The 15,604-nt window shown below is 70.9% G+C and carries 15 protein-coding genes and 1 tRNA gene; 4 read left to right on the top strand and 12 right to left on the bottom strand.

Features of this window, described 5'->3' with window-relative positions; genetic code table 11:
* Positions 1 to 327: 327 nt before the first annotated feature.
* From ACIBK4_RS43085 to ACIBK4_RS43060, 6 genes are all read right to left on the bottom strand, one after another.
* Entirely contained in the window at positions 328 to 1,500 is a 1,173-nt protein-coding gene (locus ACIBK4_RS43085; RefSeq protein ID WP_399004352.1) for a lipid-transfer protein, read from the bottom strand.
* Positions 1,497 to 1,910, bottom strand: coding sequence for a MaoC family dehydratase (locus ACIBK4_RS43080; RefSeq protein WP_399004651.1), 414 nt, complete (start codon positions 1,908 to 1,910; stop codon positions 1,497 to 1,499). The genes ACIBK4_RS43085 and ACIBK4_RS43080 overlap by 4 nt, the downstream gene beginning before the upstream one ends.
* Before the next feature lie 17 nt (positions 1,911 to 1,927).
* Complete coding sequence (locus tag ACIBK4_RS43075; protein ID WP_399004350.1) at positions 1,928 to 3,076, bottom strand: acyl-CoA dehydrogenase family protein; 1,149 nt, start codon at positions 3,074 to 3,076, stop codon at positions 1,928 to 1,930.
* A gap of 1 nt (position 3,077) precedes the next feature.
* Positions 3,078 to 4,052, bottom strand: coding sequence for a bifunctional MaoC family dehydratase N-terminal/OB-fold nucleic acid binding domain-containing protein (locus tag ACIBK4_RS43070; protein WP_399004348.1), 975 nt, complete (start codon positions 4,050 to 4,052; stop codon positions 3,078 to 3,080).
* Positions 4,049 to 5,230, bottom strand: coding sequence for an acyl-CoA dehydrogenase family protein (locus tag ACIBK4_RS43065; protein ID WP_399004346.1), 1,182 nt, complete (start codon positions 5,228 to 5,230; stop codon positions 4,049 to 4,051). Before ACIBK4_RS43065 ends, ACIBK4_RS43070 begins: the two co-directional genes overlap by 4 nt.
* Before the next feature lie 266 nt (positions 5,231 to 5,496).
* The gene (locus ACIBK4_RS43060; RefSeq protein WP_033285529.1) at positions 5,497 to 5,808 is read right to left on the bottom strand and encodes a hypothetical protein; all 312 of its coding nucleotides are present in this window, start codon (positions 5,806 to 5,808) and stop codon (positions 5,497 to 5,499) included.
* Positions 5,809 to 6,178: 370 nt separating this feature from the next.
* On the opposite strand from ACIBK4_RS43060, the gene ACIBK4_RS43055 reads away from it, so the two are divergent.
* The gene (locus ACIBK4_RS43055; RefSeq protein ID WP_399004344.1) at positions 6,179 to 7,081 is read left to right on the top strand and encodes a bifunctional DNA primase/polymerase; all 903 of its coding nucleotides are present in this window, start codon (positions 6,179 to 6,181) and stop codon (positions 7,079 to 7,081) included.
* Between the two features lie 76 nt (positions 7,082 to 7,157).
* Here the strand turns inward: ACIBK4_RS43055 and ACIBK4_RS43050 are convergent.
* The 5 genes from ACIBK4_RS43050 to ACIBK4_RS43030 form a co-directional block, all read right to left on the bottom strand.
* Positions 7,158 to 7,244: transfer RNA gene (locus ACIBK4_RS43050), tRNA-Ser, on the bottom strand.
* A 93-nt stretch (positions 7,245 to 7,337) separates the two neighbouring features.
* A complete protein-coding gene (locus ACIBK4_RS43045) occupies positions 7,338 to 8,204 on the bottom strand; it encodes a GNAT family N-acetyltransferase (RefSeq protein WP_399004342.1) in 867 nt (288 codons plus the stop codon).
* 114 nt (positions 8,205 to 8,318) lie between these two features.
* A complete protein-coding gene (locus ACIBK4_RS43040; protein WP_399004340.1) occupies positions 8,319 to 9,278 on the bottom strand; it encodes a CU044_5270 family protein in 960 nt (319 codons plus the stop codon).
* Positions 9,271 to 9,903: an RNA polymerase sigma factor gene (locus tag ACIBK4_RS43035; protein ID WP_399004338.1), complete on the bottom strand. Its 633-nt coding sequence runs from the start codon at positions 9,901 to 9,903 to the stop codon at positions 9,271 to 9,273. The genes ACIBK4_RS43040 and ACIBK4_RS43035 overlap by 8 nt, the downstream gene beginning before the upstream one ends.
* 195 nt (positions 9,904 to 10,098) lie before the next feature.
* Positions 10,099 to 11,592, bottom strand: coding sequence for a S1C family serine protease (locus ACIBK4_RS43030; RefSeq protein ID WP_399004336.1), 1,494 nt, complete (start codon positions 11,590 to 11,592; stop codon positions 10,099 to 10,101).
* A gap of 319 nt (positions 11,593 to 11,911) precedes the next feature.
* Here ACIBK4_RS43030 and ACIBK4_RS43025 point away from each other — a divergent pair, with 319 nt between their 5' ends.
* The 3 genes from ACIBK4_RS43025 to ACIBK4_RS43015 all read left to right on the top strand — a co-directional run bounded on the left by ACIBK4_RS43025 (position 11,912) and on the right by ACIBK4_RS43015 (position 14,789).
* Entirely contained in the window at positions 11,912 to 12,754 is an 843-nt protein-coding gene (locus tag ACIBK4_RS43025; protein ID WP_399004334.1) for a glycerophosphodiester phosphodiesterase, read from the top strand.
* 230 nt (positions 12,755 to 12,984) lie between these two features.
* Positions 12,985 to 13,536 carry an ATP-binding protein gene (locus ACIBK4_RS43020; RefSeq protein WP_399004332.1) on the top strand — a complete coding sequence of 184 codons (552 nt, stop codon included), beginning with the start codon at positions 12,985 to 12,987 and terminating at the stop codon, positions 13,534 to 13,536.
* A gap of 287 nt (positions 13,537 to 13,823) precedes the next feature.
* Positions 13,824 to 14,789, top strand: a complete 966-nt coding sequence (locus tag ACIBK4_RS43015; RefSeq protein ID WP_399004330.1) for a DUF5926 family protein — start codon at positions 13,824 to 13,826, stop codon at positions 14,787 to 14,789.
* Positions 14,790 to 15,033: 244 nt separating this feature from the next.
* Here ACIBK4_RS43015 and ACIBK4_RS43010 read toward each other — a convergent pair whose 3' ends face one another.
* Positions 15,034 to 15,603, bottom strand: coding sequence for a hypothetical protein (locus ACIBK4_RS43010; RefSeq protein ID WP_399004328.1), 570 nt, complete (start codon positions 15,601 to 15,603; stop codon positions 15,034 to 15,036).
* Position 15,604 lies beyond the last annotated feature (1 nt).

The following is a 15,604-nucleotide window of genomic DNA, read 5'->3' as shown; positions in this document are numbered from 1 at the left end:
GGGGATGTCGAGGCGCCGAGGGCCGTGAGGGCGGCCGGCGTCGTAGGGCGGTTGTGGCGGTCGCCGGAGGCGTGCGGGGTGCCGCGGTCGCCGGAGGCGTGAGGGCTGCGGCAGCCGCCGGAGCCGCAGGGTTGGTCGAGGTCGGCGACGCGGTGAGGTGGATGGAGGGCACCGAGGCGGTGAGGTGGATGGAGGGCACCAGGGCGGTGAGGATGGTGGAGGGCACCGCAGCCGCGAGAGCGGCAGAGGCTGTTGCGAAGTCGGCGGGGGTCGTCCGCGCGGCAAGGGCGGCAAGGGCGGCGGGAGTTGCTGCCAAGGCCGACTGGGTCACGGGCCCGCAAGACCCGTGAGCACCAACCCCGACGTCGGTACCCCGGTACCCGCCGTCACCAGAACCCGCCCGGCCCCCGGTATCTGGTTCACGGCAGTGCCCCGCACCTGTCTGACGCCCTCCGCGATCCCGTTCATCCCGTGCAGATACGCCTCCCCGAGCTGTCCACCGTGCGTGTTGATCGGCAGGCCCTCCTCGGCCACGAAGTCCGCCGCCTCCCCCTTCCCGCAGAACCCGAACTCCTCCAGCTGCATCAGCACGAACGGCGTGAAGTGGTCGTACAGGATCGCCACGTCCAGGTCCTCGGGACCCAGCCCCGCCGTCCGCCACAGCTGCCGCGCGACCACGCCCATCTCCGGCAGGCCGGTCAGATCGTCGCGGTAGAAACTGGTCATCTGCTCCTGCGCCCGCCCGGCACCCTGCGCCGCCGCCGCGATGACAGCGGGCGGTCGCCGCAGGTCACGGGCCCGCTCCACCGACGTGACGACGATCGCCTGGGCGCCGTCGGTCTCCTGGCAGCAGTCCAACAGCCTGAGCGGCTCCACGATCCACCGCGACGCCGCGTGCTCGGCGAGCGTGATCGGTCTGCCGTGGAAGTACGCCGCCGGGTTCGTCGCCGCGTACGTGCGGTCCACCACCGCCACCTGCCCGAACACTTCCGGGGTGAGGCCGTACGTGTGCAGATACCGCTGCGCCGCCATCGCCACCCACGACGCCGGCGTGAGCAGCCCGAACGGCAGCGCCCAGCCGAGCGCGGCACCCTCCGCCGACGGCTCCCGGTGCGTCACCCCCGAGCCGAATCTGCGCCCCGACCGCTCGTTGAAGGCGCGGTAACAAACCACCACCTCCGCGATCCCCGACGCCACCGCCAGCGCCGCCTGCTGCACGGTCGCGCAGGCCGCGCCACCCCCGTAGTGGACCCGGGAGAAGAACGACAGCTCACCGATCCCGCAGGCCTGGGCGACGGTGATCTCCGGGTTGGTGTCCATCGTGAACGTGACCATCCCGTCCACGTCCGCCGGCGTCAGCCCCGCGTCGTCCAACGCGGCCCCCACCGCCTCCACGGCCAGCCGCAGCTCACTGCGCCCCGAGTCCTTGGAGAACTCCGTCGCCCCGATCCCGACGATCGCGGCGCGTCCGCCCAGAGTGTCGCGGGTACGGGTGCTCATGTCCCGGCCTCCCTCGATACGGCCGGTACCGCCGGTACGGTCACCGTCACGGTGCCTGTCACGTGCCTGCCGATGCCGTTCGCCCCGAGCACCCGCACGGTCGCGGTGTCGCCGTCCGTCTCCTCGACCCTGCCGGTCAACACCATCGTGTCGCCGGGGTAGTTGGGCGCACCGAGCCGTATGGCCACCTTGCGGAGGATCGCTCCCGGGCCGAAGTGGTCCGTGATGTAACGGCCGACCAGGCCGTTCGTCGTCAGGATGTTCATGAAGATGTCGGGGGAGCCCTTCTGCCGGGCCGCCTCCGCGTCGTGGTGCACGTCCTGGTAGTCCCGGGAGGCGATGGCTCCGGCGACGATCAGGGTGCGGGTGATCTCGATTTCCAGCGGGGGCAGCTCGTCCCCCGGCTTCACCGGCTTCCCTTCCACTGTCATCCCTGGCCCACCTCCTTCTCCTCCTCGTTCACGATCAACTCCCCCAGTTCTTGCAGTACTTCGCCCCCGCCACCCAGATACGCGTCCAGCTGCCGGCCCCAGAGAAAGTGCCGGTGCACCGGATGGTCCAGGTCGGCTCCCGCCCCGCCATGCAGATGCTGACCCGTGTGGACGACACGCTGGCCCGCCTCGGACGCCCACCAGGCGGCGGTGAGCGCGTGGGTGGCGTACGGCAACCCCGCGTCCCGCCGCCAGGCCGCCTCGTACGCCGTCACGCGTATCGCCTCGATGTCCATGTGCGCGTCCGCCGCCCGGAGTTGAACCGCCTGCCGCGTCGCCAACAGCCGCCCGAACTGCTCCCGGGCATTCACATGCGCCACAGCCCGAGCGAGCGAACCGGCACACACCCCGGCCTGGAGCCCCGCGAAGGCGGTACGGGCCGTGGCCAGAACGTCGGTATAGGGGGCGGGAGTTGGGGGGTTGGAATGAGGCTGGGGCAGGGGGTGAGGGTGGGCGGGAGGCTGCTGGAGCTCGGCACCGAGGCGCACGTCCGCCGCACCGAGCCGTTCCGCCGGTGTCCTGTCCAGCGTCAGTCGCCCCGCCGACCAGGGTGCCGTCAGCTCCACCGCCTCGACGCGCGCGGCCTCCGCGACCGGGGTCAGCCACAACTCGCGCCGATCGTCGGCGACCAGGACATGCGTGGCATCCCGCAGCCACGGGACGACAGGAACCGTGCCGGTCAACTCACCCCGCGCAGAAGCCTGTTCACCACCCCTCGCCCGCACACCCCCCTGCCCCGGAAACGCCCCGCACACCACCACCGACCCGTCCCCGATCCCCGGCAACAACCGCTCCCGCTGCTCGGGAGAGCCGTGCGCCGTCACCGCCAGCAACCCGTACACACAGGTCGACGCGAAGGGCACCTGGGCCGTCGTCCGCCCCTGTTCCTCCAGGAGGAGTACCAGCCCGAGCAGGCCCAACTCCTCGACGGCGCCTACCAGTCCGGCCGCGCACAGGGCCTTCCACAGCTCGGGGTCGCTGTCCGTCCCGGCCGCCGTGAGCCGCTCGGGTGTCGCGAGGTCGCCGAAGATCCGGGCGGCCAGATCACGGGCCGCCGCCTGCTCCTCCGTGGGCGTGAAGTCCATGTCAGCCCACCTCGCCCTCTCGGCCTTCCTGGACCCGGAAGACGGGGAGCACCAGCGGGCCGTCCTGGTCGCCGGACCCCTGAGGTTCGTCGTACCGCCGGAATTCGAGCCGCACCGGCAGCCCGATGCGGACCTTGTCGAACGGCACCCCCACCACGTTGCTCACGATGCGCACGCCCTCGGCCAGTTCGATCAGCCCGACCGCGTAGGGAGGTTCGAAGGCAGGGAAGGGCGGGTGGTGCATCACCACGTACGAATAGACCGTCCCCTCGCCGCTCGCCTCGACCGTGTCCCAGTCCAGGCCCCCGCAGGCGTTGCAGCCCGGCAGCCACGGGTGGCGGAGTGTCCCGCAGTCCGTACAGCGCTGGATGAGGAGTTGATGCCGCTCCACGCCCTCCCAGAACCCGGCGTTGTCCCGGTTGACGACGGGCCGGGGCCGCCGCGCACGAGCCCCCTTCCCCTCCCGTTTCCCCTCCTCCTTCCGGCGGGCGGGGGCGTACTTGAGGATGCGGAAGCGATGGGTGCCGACGAGGTCCGGGCCCACCCGGACGTCCATGCGCGTCGTGACGAAGTACCCCGTGCCCAGCTTCGTCGTCTTGCGGTCCGACACCGACTCGATCACCGCGTCGAACGTGACCTCGTCGCCCGGCCGCAGGGGCCGTAGGTACTCCTGCTCGCAGTCCGTGGCGACCACCGAGGTGCAGCCCGCCGCGTCGAGGAGGTCGAACAGCTCGTCGTAGGCCCCTGTGCGTCCCGTGTGGCCGGAGAGGCCGCCCATGGTCCAGGCCTGGAGCATCGTGGGCGGGGCGACGGCGTCCGGGCCCGTGTACGCGGGATCGGTGTCGCCCATCGCCTCGCACCAGTGCCTGATCATCGGCTCGTTGACGGGGTCCCTGCCCCTGCCCGCGACGGCGGCCGGGCGCCCCTCGTACGTCTTGAGCCGCGCACCCAACTCGTCTACCACCACTGTGCTCACCTCCGCCCCCTCGTCATCCCGAGCCGCATCGTCGCGACGATCTCCCGCTGCACCTCGCTCACCCCGCCCCCGAACGTGTTGATCTGTGCCGCCCTGTTCAACCGCTCCAGCTCGCCGTCCCCGAACGCGCCCGGCGAGCCCGAACGCACCAGTCCTGCCAGTCCCATCGGTCCGTCCGTCCCGGCGATGTGCTGACATATTCGGTACACCGCCACCGTCGATTCGGTTCCCACGACTTTCACGCCGCTCGCGTCGCCGGGCGCCAGTCGGCCCGCCCCGACATCACCCACCAAACGCCAGTTGAGCAGGCGCGTTGCAGCCAGCCGGGCATGCGCCTCGGCCAGCTGGGACCGCACCCACGGCTCGTCAACCCGGCGCCGCCCCGTCACCGGATCGGGCGTGCGGGCGGCGGTGAGCACGGCGGCGTAGAACTCCTCGGCCTGCATTCCGGTCGCGGCGAGGGCGACCCGCTCGTGGTTGAGCTGGTTGGTGATGAGGGACCAGCCCTCGTTCTCCGCGCCGACGAGGTTGCCGGCCGGGACGCGGACCCCGTCGTAATACGTGGCCGTCGTGCGCTGTCCGCCGACCGTCTCGATCGGGGTCCACGAGAAGCCGGGGGCGTCGGTCGGGACGAGGACGATCGAGATGCCGCGGTGCTTGGGGGCCTCGGGGTCGGTGCGGCAGGCGAGCCAGATCCAGTCGGCGTTGTGGGCGTTGGAGGTGAAGATCTTCTGCCCGTCGATCAGCCAGCCCCGCTCGTCACGTACCGCGCGCGTGCGCAGGGACGCGAGATCCGTGCCGGCCGAGGGCTCGCTGTAGCCGATGGCGAAGACGAGTTCGCCGCGCAGGATGCCCGGCAGGAGGGCGGCCTTCTGTTCCTCGCTGCCGTACTTCATGAGGGTCGGTCCGACGGTGTTCAGGGTGACCATCGACACGGGCGCGCCCGCGCGGTAGGCCTCGTCGAAGAACACGAACTGCTCGTCCGCGCCCCGCCCTTGACCGCCGTACTCGGCCGGCCAGCCGAGCCCGAGCCAACCGTCGCCCCCGATGCGGCGCAGCAGGGCGCGCTGCCCCTGGGGGTCGTCCGCGCGGGGTGGCCCGTCCGGCATCAACGCGGCGAAGTACGTGCGGAGTTCGGCGCGCAACCGCCGCTGGCGTTCGGTGGGGGCGAGGTGCACGACGGCGGACCTCCGGGGCGTCGTAGTCGTCGTAGCCGACTTAGTCGTACGGACGAGGGTTTCTGACTGTCCGTCAGATGCCGTGCACTGTCAAGGTCGTTCCCTACGGGCACCTCACTACAGGTGCCCCACCGACGGGCACGCGCGCGTGGAGCACGAAAAACGCCTGCGCGGCGGTGCCGAAGCACCACCGCGCAGACGCGTTACGACCCCAGAGAGCACACCTCACACACCCCCGCGCATCCCCGCGCGGAAGTGGGGCGCGGCTACCAGAAGTTGGCGAAGTTGACGGCGACGTTCGAGTTTCCCTGGTTGATGGCGGTGAACGCGGAACCGTTGACCTGGGCGGTGTTGCTCTGGTTCGAGGCCCCCGAGCCGACCGCCTGCTGCTGTGTGGTGGACGAGTTGCCCTTGTTGTCGTGCCCGACCCCGCTGCCGCTGACGGTCGCCACACCCGCGTTCGATCCGTTGCCCGCGATGGCGCCGTTGTCCGCCGCCGCGACGCCGGTGAAGAGGGCGGCTGCCAGCGGGAGGGCGGAGACGGCGGCGATGACGCGGGCGGTACGGATGCTTGCCATGTTGTTCCTCCAGAACGGGTTGCGCACCGGCTTCGTAGCCGAACGCACATGAACTACGGCTTCAAGTACTGCTTCTACCAAGGCAGTTGGCCGACCGCCTCGGTGTTGTGCACGACGTCGCGGAACCAGAGTTGCCCACCGAATCCCCGGCGAACCAGAGCGGAAGGGGTTATTCCCCCTGAAGCGTGATGACAAGTCGATAAACCCCTTTGACCGCCCTGAAGTCGCACTTCAGGGCAGTACGGACACCCTCGCCCCAGGCGCCCCAAGGGGCGAAGCGTTCCGCCAGATTTCCGACCAATCCGCCCGCCCCGGCGAGTCGCGGGCACCTCCTCTTCCCTTTTTCGAACACTCGTACGAACATGGATGCATGGCCACCACCGACCGGCAGGCCACGACGCTGGCCCTCGCGCACGCCCTGTCAGCCGCCGAACGCGGACTGGCCGTGATCCCCCTGTCCCGCACCAAACTTCCGGCCCTGCGCTCCCCCCACCGCGACGACCCGCTGCCCCCGGCGGGCGAAGCGGGGACGTCGGGCCCCGTGAGCCCGCGCTGCCACGGCGAGTGCGGCCGCCTCGGCCACGGGGTGTACGACGCCTCGACCGACCCGGCGCGCATCCGCGAACTGTTCGCCGCCGCGCCCTGGGCCACCGGCTACGGCATCGCGTGCGGACTGCCGCCGCACCACCTGATCGGCATCGACCTCGACACCAAGTCCGGTACGGACTCCTCGTCCGCCCTGCGCGAACTCGCCCTCCGCCACCTGTTCACGATCCCCGAGACCGTCGTCGTCCTGACCCCCAGCGGCGGCCGCCACCTCTGGCTCACCGGCCCGCCCGACGTGGTCGTCCCCAACTCCGCGGGCCGGCTCGCCCCCGGCATCGACATCCGAGGCGCCGGCGGCTACCTGGTGGGCCCCGGCTCCCGCACGGACCACGGCCTCTACGGCGCCGCCCCCGCCACCGCCCACCTGGCCCCGGCCCCCTGCCCACCGTCACTCCTACGCCTGCTCCTCCCCCCACCCCGCACGAACCACCCCACCCCCACCTCGACCGGCCAACACGGCCAGGGCCTGGTCCAGTTCGTCCTCGCCGCCCACGAGGGCCAACGCAACACCCGCCTCTTCTGGGCGGCCTGCCGCGCCTACGAGAACGACATCGGCCCCGCGCTGGTCGACCCGCTGGTCGAGGCGGCCCTGGGCACGGGGCTGTCGGAGAGGGAGGCACGGGCGACGATCGCGTCGGCGGCCCGGATGACGGGGCATCGGCCGTAGTTCCGGTCCCGAGCACGCGCGCGTGCAGACACGCGTAAGGGGTGTCCTCCATGGAGGACACCCCTTACCAACACCGCGGTGGGTGTGGGATTTGAACCCACGGTGACATCGCTGCCACGACGGTTTTCAAGACCGTTCCCTTAGGCCGCTCGGGCAACCCACCTGCGCACACGCCCACCAGGGACGGAGCGGGTACAGCGTACCGGCACCGGGCGGTTCGCGGAGTGCGTGGTCCGGGTTCGCCGGGCGGGCGGGGCTACTCCGGCGCCGCGTCCGAGAAGTCGTAGACAGCCCAGTCGGTGATCAGGACGTACCCGAGCCGTTGGTAGAGGGCGTTGCCGGTGGGGTTGCCCGGGTCTGTGAAGAGGACGATCTCCTTCGCGCCCGTGGCCAGCGCGGCTCTGGTCACCTCGGTCGTCACGGCGGCGGCGTAGCCCCGGCCGCGGAGGTGGGGTGGGGTGTAGACGGGGTCCACGCGGATCATGTCGCCGATCTTCGCGGTCGAGCCGGCGATGGAGACCGGCGTGCCGTCCGGGGTCTCCCAGAACGTGAAGCGCTTGTCGGCGAAGCGGGTTTCGGTCCAGGAAGCGGGGAGGACCTCGTCCACCGCGGCGGCGAACTCGTGGCACCAGTGGACGACTTGGGCATGGTCCTCCTCGCCCGCGACCCTGCCCCGGCCCTCCGGGAGCGGTTGCGGTGGGGTGAGGGTGCCGAGTCGGTACAGGTGGAGGCGTACGCGGAGTGTCGGCTTCGCGCCTGTGTGCCGTTGCCATGCCTCGGCGAACGCGGTGGCGGTGTCCTCGTCCGCGGTGACGTAGGGAAGCGCGTGCCCCCGGTCCGCCAGGCGGGTCGCGAGGGTGTCGGCCTGCTCGGGGGTGAGGGAGGTGGGGGCCAGGCCGCGGGACGGCGAGATTTGGTGGAAGGTCGCCTCGATCCTTCCGGCTCGTTCCAGTCGGCCGAACAGGGGTGCGCCGTCGCCGTGTTCGGCCGGACCGCGCGTCCGTAGTCTCTCCATCGTCGTCAACCGCGTTGTGTGCAGCGCTGGTTGCGAGCGCAGGAAGTCCCAGCCTCCGGCGAGGAAGTCGTCCAGGTCTTCGGTGAGGTGCCAGTCGTCCGGTCGCATGGTTCATGATTTCTCGTGGCGTAGGCGACCGTCCGTGGTTCCTCCGTACCGAACTCCCGGCGCGGGACGCGGAACAGGGGTGCCGCCCCGCAGGCGACACCCCTCGGCACGTCCCTACGGCCGCTGCATCACCCGGTCCACCACGGCGCTCGCGGCGATGTACGTCCACTGCTCGTACGTCGTCCCGCCCGCCGTGCGCCGATCGTGCATACCGAGGTACCGGTACGTCTTCGGGTCGAAGACCAGGACCGGGCCGCCCTTCGCCCAGGGGGTTCCGGAGCGTCCCACGTACTGGATGCCGACGCCCGCGCGGCCGTCCGCGTCCTTCTGGTGGGGCAGGACCTTGATGCCGGGGACGGCGGCGAGCGCCTCGTAGGCCGCGGAGCGCAGCCCCTTCGGCAGGACGGGGGCGCGGAGCAGGCCGGAGACGAAGACCTGGGTCATCGGCCAGTCGGCGGCCTTCATCGGCTTGCTGTAGTCCGGCTTTCCGCCCATGTCCCGCAAGGTGATCACCAACTTGCGCGGATCGGTGGGCAGTTGCTCGAGCTCGGTCCACTTGGTCGGCGGCCAGGTGCCCTGGCCCGGAGCGAACACCGGGACCCACTGCTTGCGGCCCAGCTCGCTGACGTAGGACTTCTTGGAGCCGTCGACCGAGTTCCAGCTCTCGTCGACGTACGTCCGGGTCCGGCCGCCCTTGGTCGGGGTCTCCTTGATGATCTCCTTGGTGTAGATGAACTGGTCGTCGCGCGGAGCGATCGGCTTCTCCAGTCGGCGTTCCTCGGTCGCCGCGCCGTGCAGCACGGTGGTCGCGCTCACCGGCTGGGTGCGGGGCGAGGAGTCGTCGTTCGCGGCGATCACCACGCTCGTCGCCACCGCCGCGGCCGCGACGCCCGCCACCGCCATCCGCAGCACCGGACGGCGTCGTACGGCCGCGGAAGCGGGGGCGAGGGTGTTGGGCGTGAGCATCGCCTGGTGGAGGCGGAAACGGGCACGCGCGCGTGCGGCGTCCGTGAGCGGGGGCGTGTCCGCGTCCCACTCCCTCAGGAGCTGGAGTTCGGTGCTCGGTTCACTCATCGTCGGATTCCTCTCGGAAGGCTGTCGGATCGGATCCGCCCAATGCGTCGCGAAGTTTTCTGCGAGCCCTGTGCAGCCGTGACCGGACCGTCCCCACCGGTACCTCCAGGGCGCGGGCGACCTCCTCGTAGCCGAGGTCGGCCCACGCGACCAGCAGCAGCACGTCCCGGTGCCGGGCGGGCAACCGGGCCATCGCCAGGGCCAGTTCACCCCGTACGGCCTGTGCGCTGACCCGCGCGGCCACGCGATCGGCGACCGGGTCCTCGGAACCGTCGGCGCGGGCGGCCGACGGCAGCCGGCCGATCGCCTTCAGCCGGCGGGCCTCGGCGCGCCGGTGCCGGCCTATGAGGTTGGTCGCGATGCCGAACAACCACGGGCGGGCGTCGGCCAGTTCCGTGTTGTACCGGAAGCGCTGCTGGAACGCGGTGGTGAACGTCTCCGCCATCAGGTCCTCGGCGACCTCCGTACCGAGCCGGCGCGCCGCGTAACGGTGCACCGAGTCGGCGTGGCGGTCGAAGAGCACGGCGAATGCCTCGGGCTTCTCCCAGGACCGTTCGATCACCGAGGCGTCACTCGTCGAGGCGTCACTGTCCTGCCCCACACCGACACCTGGTTCGACGGTCATCGGGGCTCCTCTCGTCCATGCGAACACGCTGATGAAGATTGGGCTTTCACCCGTACTTCGCCGCAGGGAGGAATCCGGTTCCCCGAGTTGGGTTCAGTCACGTCCGCACGCACGCGTGGAGGGCGAAAAACGACCGGGCCGGGCAAGGAATCCCTTGCCCGGCCCGCCGGTTGAGCGTCTTCGTCTGGCGCTGCGTCAGCTGTCGCCGACCCTCGACCCCAGGGTCAGTTCGGTCGTGTGCTCCGAGCCGCCGCGCTTGTAGGTGATCGTCACCTTGTCGCCCGGCTTGTGGGTCCAGATCTCGCCGATGAGGGTCGGGCCGCTGTCGATCACCGAGTCGTCGAGCTTGGTGATGACGTCGCCGGCCTTGAGGCCCGCCTTGGCCGCGGGGCCGCCCGCCTCGACCGAGGAGGCGCCGCTGACGCCCTCGGCGGTGATCGTCGCGCCGGCCGTGCTGTCCTCCAGGGAGACGGAGGCGCCGATCTTGGCGTACACCGGCTTGCCGGTCTTGATCAGCTGCTGGGCGACGTACTTCGCCTGGTTGATCGGGATGGCGAAGCCCAGGCCGATCGAACCGGACTGGCTGGTAGAGCCGAGGCCGCCGCTGCTGGTGGACTGGATCGCGGAGTTGATGCCGATGACCGAGCCCTGCGCGTCGAGCAGCGGGCCGCCCGAGTTGCCGGGGTTGATCGAGGCGTCGGTCTGCAGGGCGCTCATGTAGGACGCCTTGCTGGTGGAGCTGCCGTCGCTGGAGGCCACCGGGCGGTTCTTGGCGCTGATGATGCCCGTGGTCACCGTGTTGGACAGGCCGAAGGGGGCGCCGATCGCGATCGTCTCGTCGCCGACGGCCACCTTGTCCGAGTCGCCGAGGGCGAGCGGCTTGAGGTCGCTGGGGGCGTTCTTCAGCTTGATGACCGCGACGTCGTAGCCCTGCGCGTGGCCGACGATCTCGGCGTCGTACTTCTTGCCGTTCGGGAAGGTCGCCGTGAGCTTGCCGCCGTCGACCGCGTCGGCGACGACGTGGTTGTTGGTGACGATGTGGCCCTGGGTGTCGAACACGAAGCCCGTGCCCGTGCCGCCCTCGCCACTGGTGCTCTCGGCCTCGATGGTGACCGTGCTGGGCAGGGACTTGGCGGCCACGCCCGCGATGGTGCCGGCGGCGCGCTTCACGGAGGAGCTGCCGGTGTCGGCGGAGACGGTGGTGGAGTTGGTGTTGTTGTCGTTGTCCTTGGCCAGGGTGTAGCCGATGCCACCGCCCAGGCCGCCGGCGACCAGTGCGGCGATCAGCACCGCGGCGATCAGGCCGCCGCGTCCGCCGCCGGGCTTCTTGGGCGCGGGCTGCTGGTAGGGGGTGCCCCAGCCGTCGCCGCCGTATCCGCCGACGCCCTCACCGCCGTACGCGCCCGTGCCCGTGCCGCTGTCGGCGTACGACGGGGTGGCGGGCGGCGGGGGCGGCCAGGCGGCGTCGGGGGCGGATCCCGTGCCCTGCGGGGGCGTGGTGGCGTACGCCGGCGCGGGGCCGGCGTGCAGCGTGTCCTGCGGGGCGCTCGGAGGCACCGGCGGGAGCTGCGTCGTGGGCGCGCCCCCTTCGGGCGCCGCCGCCTGCGGGGAAGCTGCGGGAGATTCCACCGGCACAGGAGGTGCAGACGGGGCCGGGGGTACCTCAGTGCCCTCGTTCTCGGTGCTCACAGCTCTTCTCCTCGGTCCACGGCTGTTGTTCTCGGAAGCATGCGGTCACACTCGTTCACGCTTGTCGATCGGTACGGCGCGAAACAGCTGTGCGGGTGCTTTTGTATGCCGTCAGCTTTTCCCACCGGCCGTCAGAGCACCATAAGCGGTGCCTGTGGGTTCATGGCGAACCTTTATAAGGGACCTGTCGGACTAAAACGACATACTCTCTACGACCCGTTCGCAACCCCTCCGACGACCCTCCCCGCAGCCCCTCCGAGCGCCTCTCCCACGACCCTTCGGTTCCACGCCTTCCCCGTCGCGGTGGCACCATGACGCGGTGACCCTCGCACGGCAGCACCGGATCCAAGTCGTCGCCCACCGCGGAGCCTCCGAAGAGGCCCCCGAGCACACCCTGGCCGCCTACAAGAAGGCGATCGAGGACGGTGCGGACGCCCTCGAATGCGATGTACGGCTGACCGCCGACGGCCATCTCGTCTGCGTCCACGACCGCCGGGTCAACCGGACGTCGAACGGGCGCGGTGCGGTCTCGGCGCTGGAGCTCGCCGATCTGGCCGCGCTCGACTTCGGGTCCTGGAAGGCCCGCGACAGCCGCGACTCCTGGAAGACCCGGGACGAGGAGCCCGATTGGGAGCACCTCCCGGAGGACCGCGAGGACACCTCGGTGCTCACCCTGGAGCGGCTGCTCGAACTCGTCGCGGACGCGGGCCGGCGCGTGGAGCTGGCCATCGAGACGAAGCATCCGACGCGCTGGGCGGGCCAGGTCGAGGAACGGCTGCTGGTGCTCCTGAAGCGCTTCGGCCTGGACGCCCCGGCCTCCGCCGCCGACTCCCCGGTACGGGTCATGAGTTTCTCGGCGCGCTCGCTGCACCGGGTGCGGGCGGCCTCCCCGACGCTGCCGACGGTCTACCTGCTGCAGTTCCTCTCGCCCCGCCTCAGGGACGGTCGACTTCCGGCCGGTGTCCGGATCGCAGGCCCCTCGATCCGGATCGTGCGTAATCACCCTGCGTACATCGAGCGGCTGAAAAGCGCCGGTCACCAGGTGCACGTATGGACCGTCAACGAGCCCGAGGACGTCGATCTCTGCGTTGACCTGGGCATTGACGCCATCATCACCAACCGGCCGGGGGCCGTTCTGAGCCAGCTCGGCCGGGGACGTTAAAGAACCTCATAAAGACCGCCAAACACCCCTTGACCCAGCCACCTCACCTGCACCATCCTCCGAACCCGGCCATACCGTCGAAAACAAGCCACCCGATTACAGGGAGTGCACCGGCGCGTTCGGTCCGTGTTCGATCGTTGCGAATGCGTCACTGAACGTGGATTGGCCGGTTTCCGGTACAGGCCAAGGGGGCATCCACACCGTGGCGTGGGGCGAAGGAGGTCTCGGGGGTGGCGTTGGTGGTGGCACAGGAGGTGCCCACGTCGTCGAGCATGGCCGTATCCCATGGCCCTGCGGGCGTGGGAGAAGCAAGACATCGCATGCGCGACCAGTTGCGCACCGGCGGTGTGTCGGAAGCGGTCATCGACGATGCCGTACTGATCCTTTCCGAACTTCTGAGCAATGCGTGCAAGCACGGCAGGCCCCTGGGCGACGCCCTGGCCGGTGACGGTGACGTCCGGTGCGCCTGGCGCGTGGACACGGGCGGACGGCTCACGGTCGAGGTGACGGACGGCGGTGGTCCGACGCGCCCGGCTCCGGCCACCCCGTCGGTGACGGCGCACGGCGGACGCGGACTGAACATCATCACCGCGCTGGCCGACGACTGGGGTGTCCGGGACGACACCCGGGGCGAGGTCACGGTGTGGGTCGTCGTGCAGGACGACGTCCAAGATCCGGATGCCGGGCACCGGCGCGACGATTTCGCTACGCGCGTCACCTCGCCCACGGTCTCCGCGATCCCCCGGCTGGAGTTCGCGGACGCGTTCGACGACCTGGACTGAGCCGGACCCGAACCTGGACCGAGCGGGCCTGGACCGACCCGGACCTGGACTGACCCGAACCGGAACCCGGACCGATCCGCAGGCCCGCGGGCCCGCACTCATCGGCACCGGACCGCACAAGTCCGCACCGGCCCGCACCCGTCGGCCCGCACCTGTACGCGTCTGTACACGTCGTCCACAGGCCCCCGTCCACACCGCCCGGGTTGTCCACAGGCTCCCGTCGGTCATGGCGTGAACGGCTAGGCTCCCGCCCGTACGAGACGAGCCGTAACCGGGAGACACCCACGATGGCCAAGAAGCGCCCCCAGACCACGGCCAAGCGGCCGCAGCTCAGCGACGGAGAGGTCCCGGTCGTCGGTGCCCGCGAGCCCTGCCCCTGCGGCAGCGGCCGCCGTTACAAGGCCTGCCACGGCAGGGCCGCCGCGCACGCGGTGACCGAGCTGGTGCAGCGCCCCTTCGAGGGGCTGCCCGGCGAGGGCGACTGGGTGGCGCTGCGCGAGCTGGTGCCCGCGGCCACGGTCGCGCTGCCCCTCAAGGGCGGCCTCCCCGAAGGGGTTCCGTCGGTCACGCTCGCCACGGTGCTGCCGATGGCCTGGCCGGCCCTGCGCCGGGACGACGGCTCGGTACTGCTCGGCCTGCAGAACGACACGGCGTCCGGCGACATCAGCCGCGACCTCGCCGACACCCTCCAGCGCGCGCTGGTCGCCGAGCCGGGCACCCCGGTGCAGGCCCGCCGCGCCCCGGCCGAGGGTCCGCGACTGCAGGATCTGCTCGACCCGGAAGGCACGTTCGAGCCAGTTGTGCACCCGGGCTTCGAATTCTGGGTCCCGGAGGCGGAGAACGCGTCGCCGGAGGTGACCGCCTCCCTGGAGCGCGCCAACGCCGCCGCCATCCCGACGGTGAAGCTCCAGGGCGTGGACGCCGCGTACTGGTGCGAGACGCCGGACAAGAACCATCTGCGCTGGGTCATGCCGTACCCGGAGGAGCAGCTTCTGGACGGTCTCGCGCGGCTGCACGCGGCGGGCCGTTCCGGACTCGGCGAGGGCACCCGTCTCGTGGGGTCCTTCCGTGCTCACGGGCTGACCGTGCCCGTCTGGGACCTGCCGAGCGGACTCGGCGCGGACGACATCGAGAAGCCGGCCGCGGAGTTCGCCGAGCGCCTCACCGCCGCTCTGGCCACGGACGCCCCGCTCACCCCGGACGAGCGCCGCGCGCGGGGCGGCCTGACCAACCGCCAGGTCACGCTGAGCTGACACCCGGAAGGGAGCAGGGGTTCGACTGAACGGCCGTTCAGTCGCAACAGGCCTGTTCACTCCGGTGACTCCTGTCACAACTCCCCGTTGTGAAAGGGAAGTCGGTGTCCGAATAGCCGAGATCGAATTTGCGAACCGCCGATCTCTTGTTACCGTTCGAGTAGCCCGGTTGCTGGTGCATCCCCCGTCGCCAGCAACCGGGTCTTTTCATGCCCGGCCCGCGTGTACGGAACGATGCCGTCCGTCAACTCGCCGTAGGCGCCGAGGAGTTGCTCCCCGAGCGCAGCAACAGCGGCCCGCTCCCGCCCCGCCCCGCGAACTCCGCCACGGCCGTGTAGGCCGCCGGTTCGCCCCGGGTCCGCTCCCGGGGTGTCTCGCACAGCGCGGGCTCGTCCTCGGCCGCCACGGCGCAGTGCATCTGCACGGTGCGGTCCGCCGGCTCCATGAGGCTCAGCACGGCGTCCAGGTCGTCTCCGGTCGCGTTCCGGTAGTACGTGCGCGCCCAGGTGTCCTCACCCTGCGTCATGACACAGGTCTGCGCCTCGATGCCGTCGGGGGAGGAGACTTCGGGTCCGCAGCGCGCCGCCGTCGCCAGTCCCAGGCCGAGCGTCAGCGGGGAGCGGACGGGAGAGGGCGCGACGGACGGCGCCTTGGCGTCGTTGCCGGAGGCGCCGGAGGAGTCGTCGGAGGAACCGAGGGAGAGGGACCGTACGACCGCGTGACCCTCGTCGCGTACGGGTCCCGCGGACGCCACGGCCAGCGGCAGCGCGACCGCGCACACCGCGACGCCCGCGAGGGCGAGCAGACGAACCATT

The sequence above is a fragment of the Streptomyces sp. NPDC050528 genome (genome assembly GCF_044457795.1).
Lineage (GTDB): Bacteria > Actinomycetota > Actinomycetes > Streptomycetales > Streptomycetaceae > Streptomyces.
The sequence above is the reverse complement of the archived record's forward strand: the minus strand, read 5'-3'. Positions and strand labels throughout refer to the sequence as shown.

Excerpts from the sequence above, each read along its gene's own strand:
- ACIBK4_RS43040 (WP_399004340.1), bottom strand. The coding sequence starts at position 9,278 with ATGAGTGAACCGAGCACCGAACTCCAGCTCCTGAGGGAGTGGGACGCG.
- ACIBK4_RS43075 (WP_399004350.1), bottom strand. The coding sequence starts at position 3,076 with ATGGACTTCACGCCCACGGAGGAGCAGGCGGCGGCCCGTGATCTGGCC.
- ACIBK4_RS43010 (WP_399004328.1), bottom strand. The coding sequence starts at position 15,603 with ATGGTTCGTCTGCTCGCCCTCGCGGGCGTCGCGGTGTGCGCGGTCGCG.
- ACIBK4_RS43015 (WP_399004330.1), top strand. The coding sequence starts at position 13,824 with ATGGCCAAGAAGCGCCCCCAGACCACGGCCAAGCGGCCGCAGCTCAGC.
- ACIBK4_RS43035 (WP_399004338.1), bottom strand. The coding sequence starts at position 9,903 with ATGACCGTCGAACCAGGTGTCGGTGTGGGGCAGGACAGTGACGCCTCG.
- ACIBK4_RS43055 (WP_399004344.1), top strand. The coding sequence starts at position 6,179 with ATGGCCACCACCGACCGGCAGGCCACGACGCTGGCCCTCGCGCACGCC.
- ACIBK4_RS43045 (WP_399004342.1), bottom strand. The coding sequence starts at position 8,204 with ATGCGACCGGACGACTGGCACCTCACCGAAGACCTGGACGACTTCCTC.
- ACIBK4_RS43060 (WP_033285529.1), bottom strand. The coding sequence starts at position 5,808 with ATGGCAAGCATCCGTACCGCCCGCGTCATCGCCGCCGTCTCCGCCCTC.
- ACIBK4_RS43085 (WP_399004352.1), bottom strand. The coding sequence starts at position 1,500 with ATGAGCACCCGTACCCGCGACACTCTGGGCGGACGCGCCGCGATCGTC.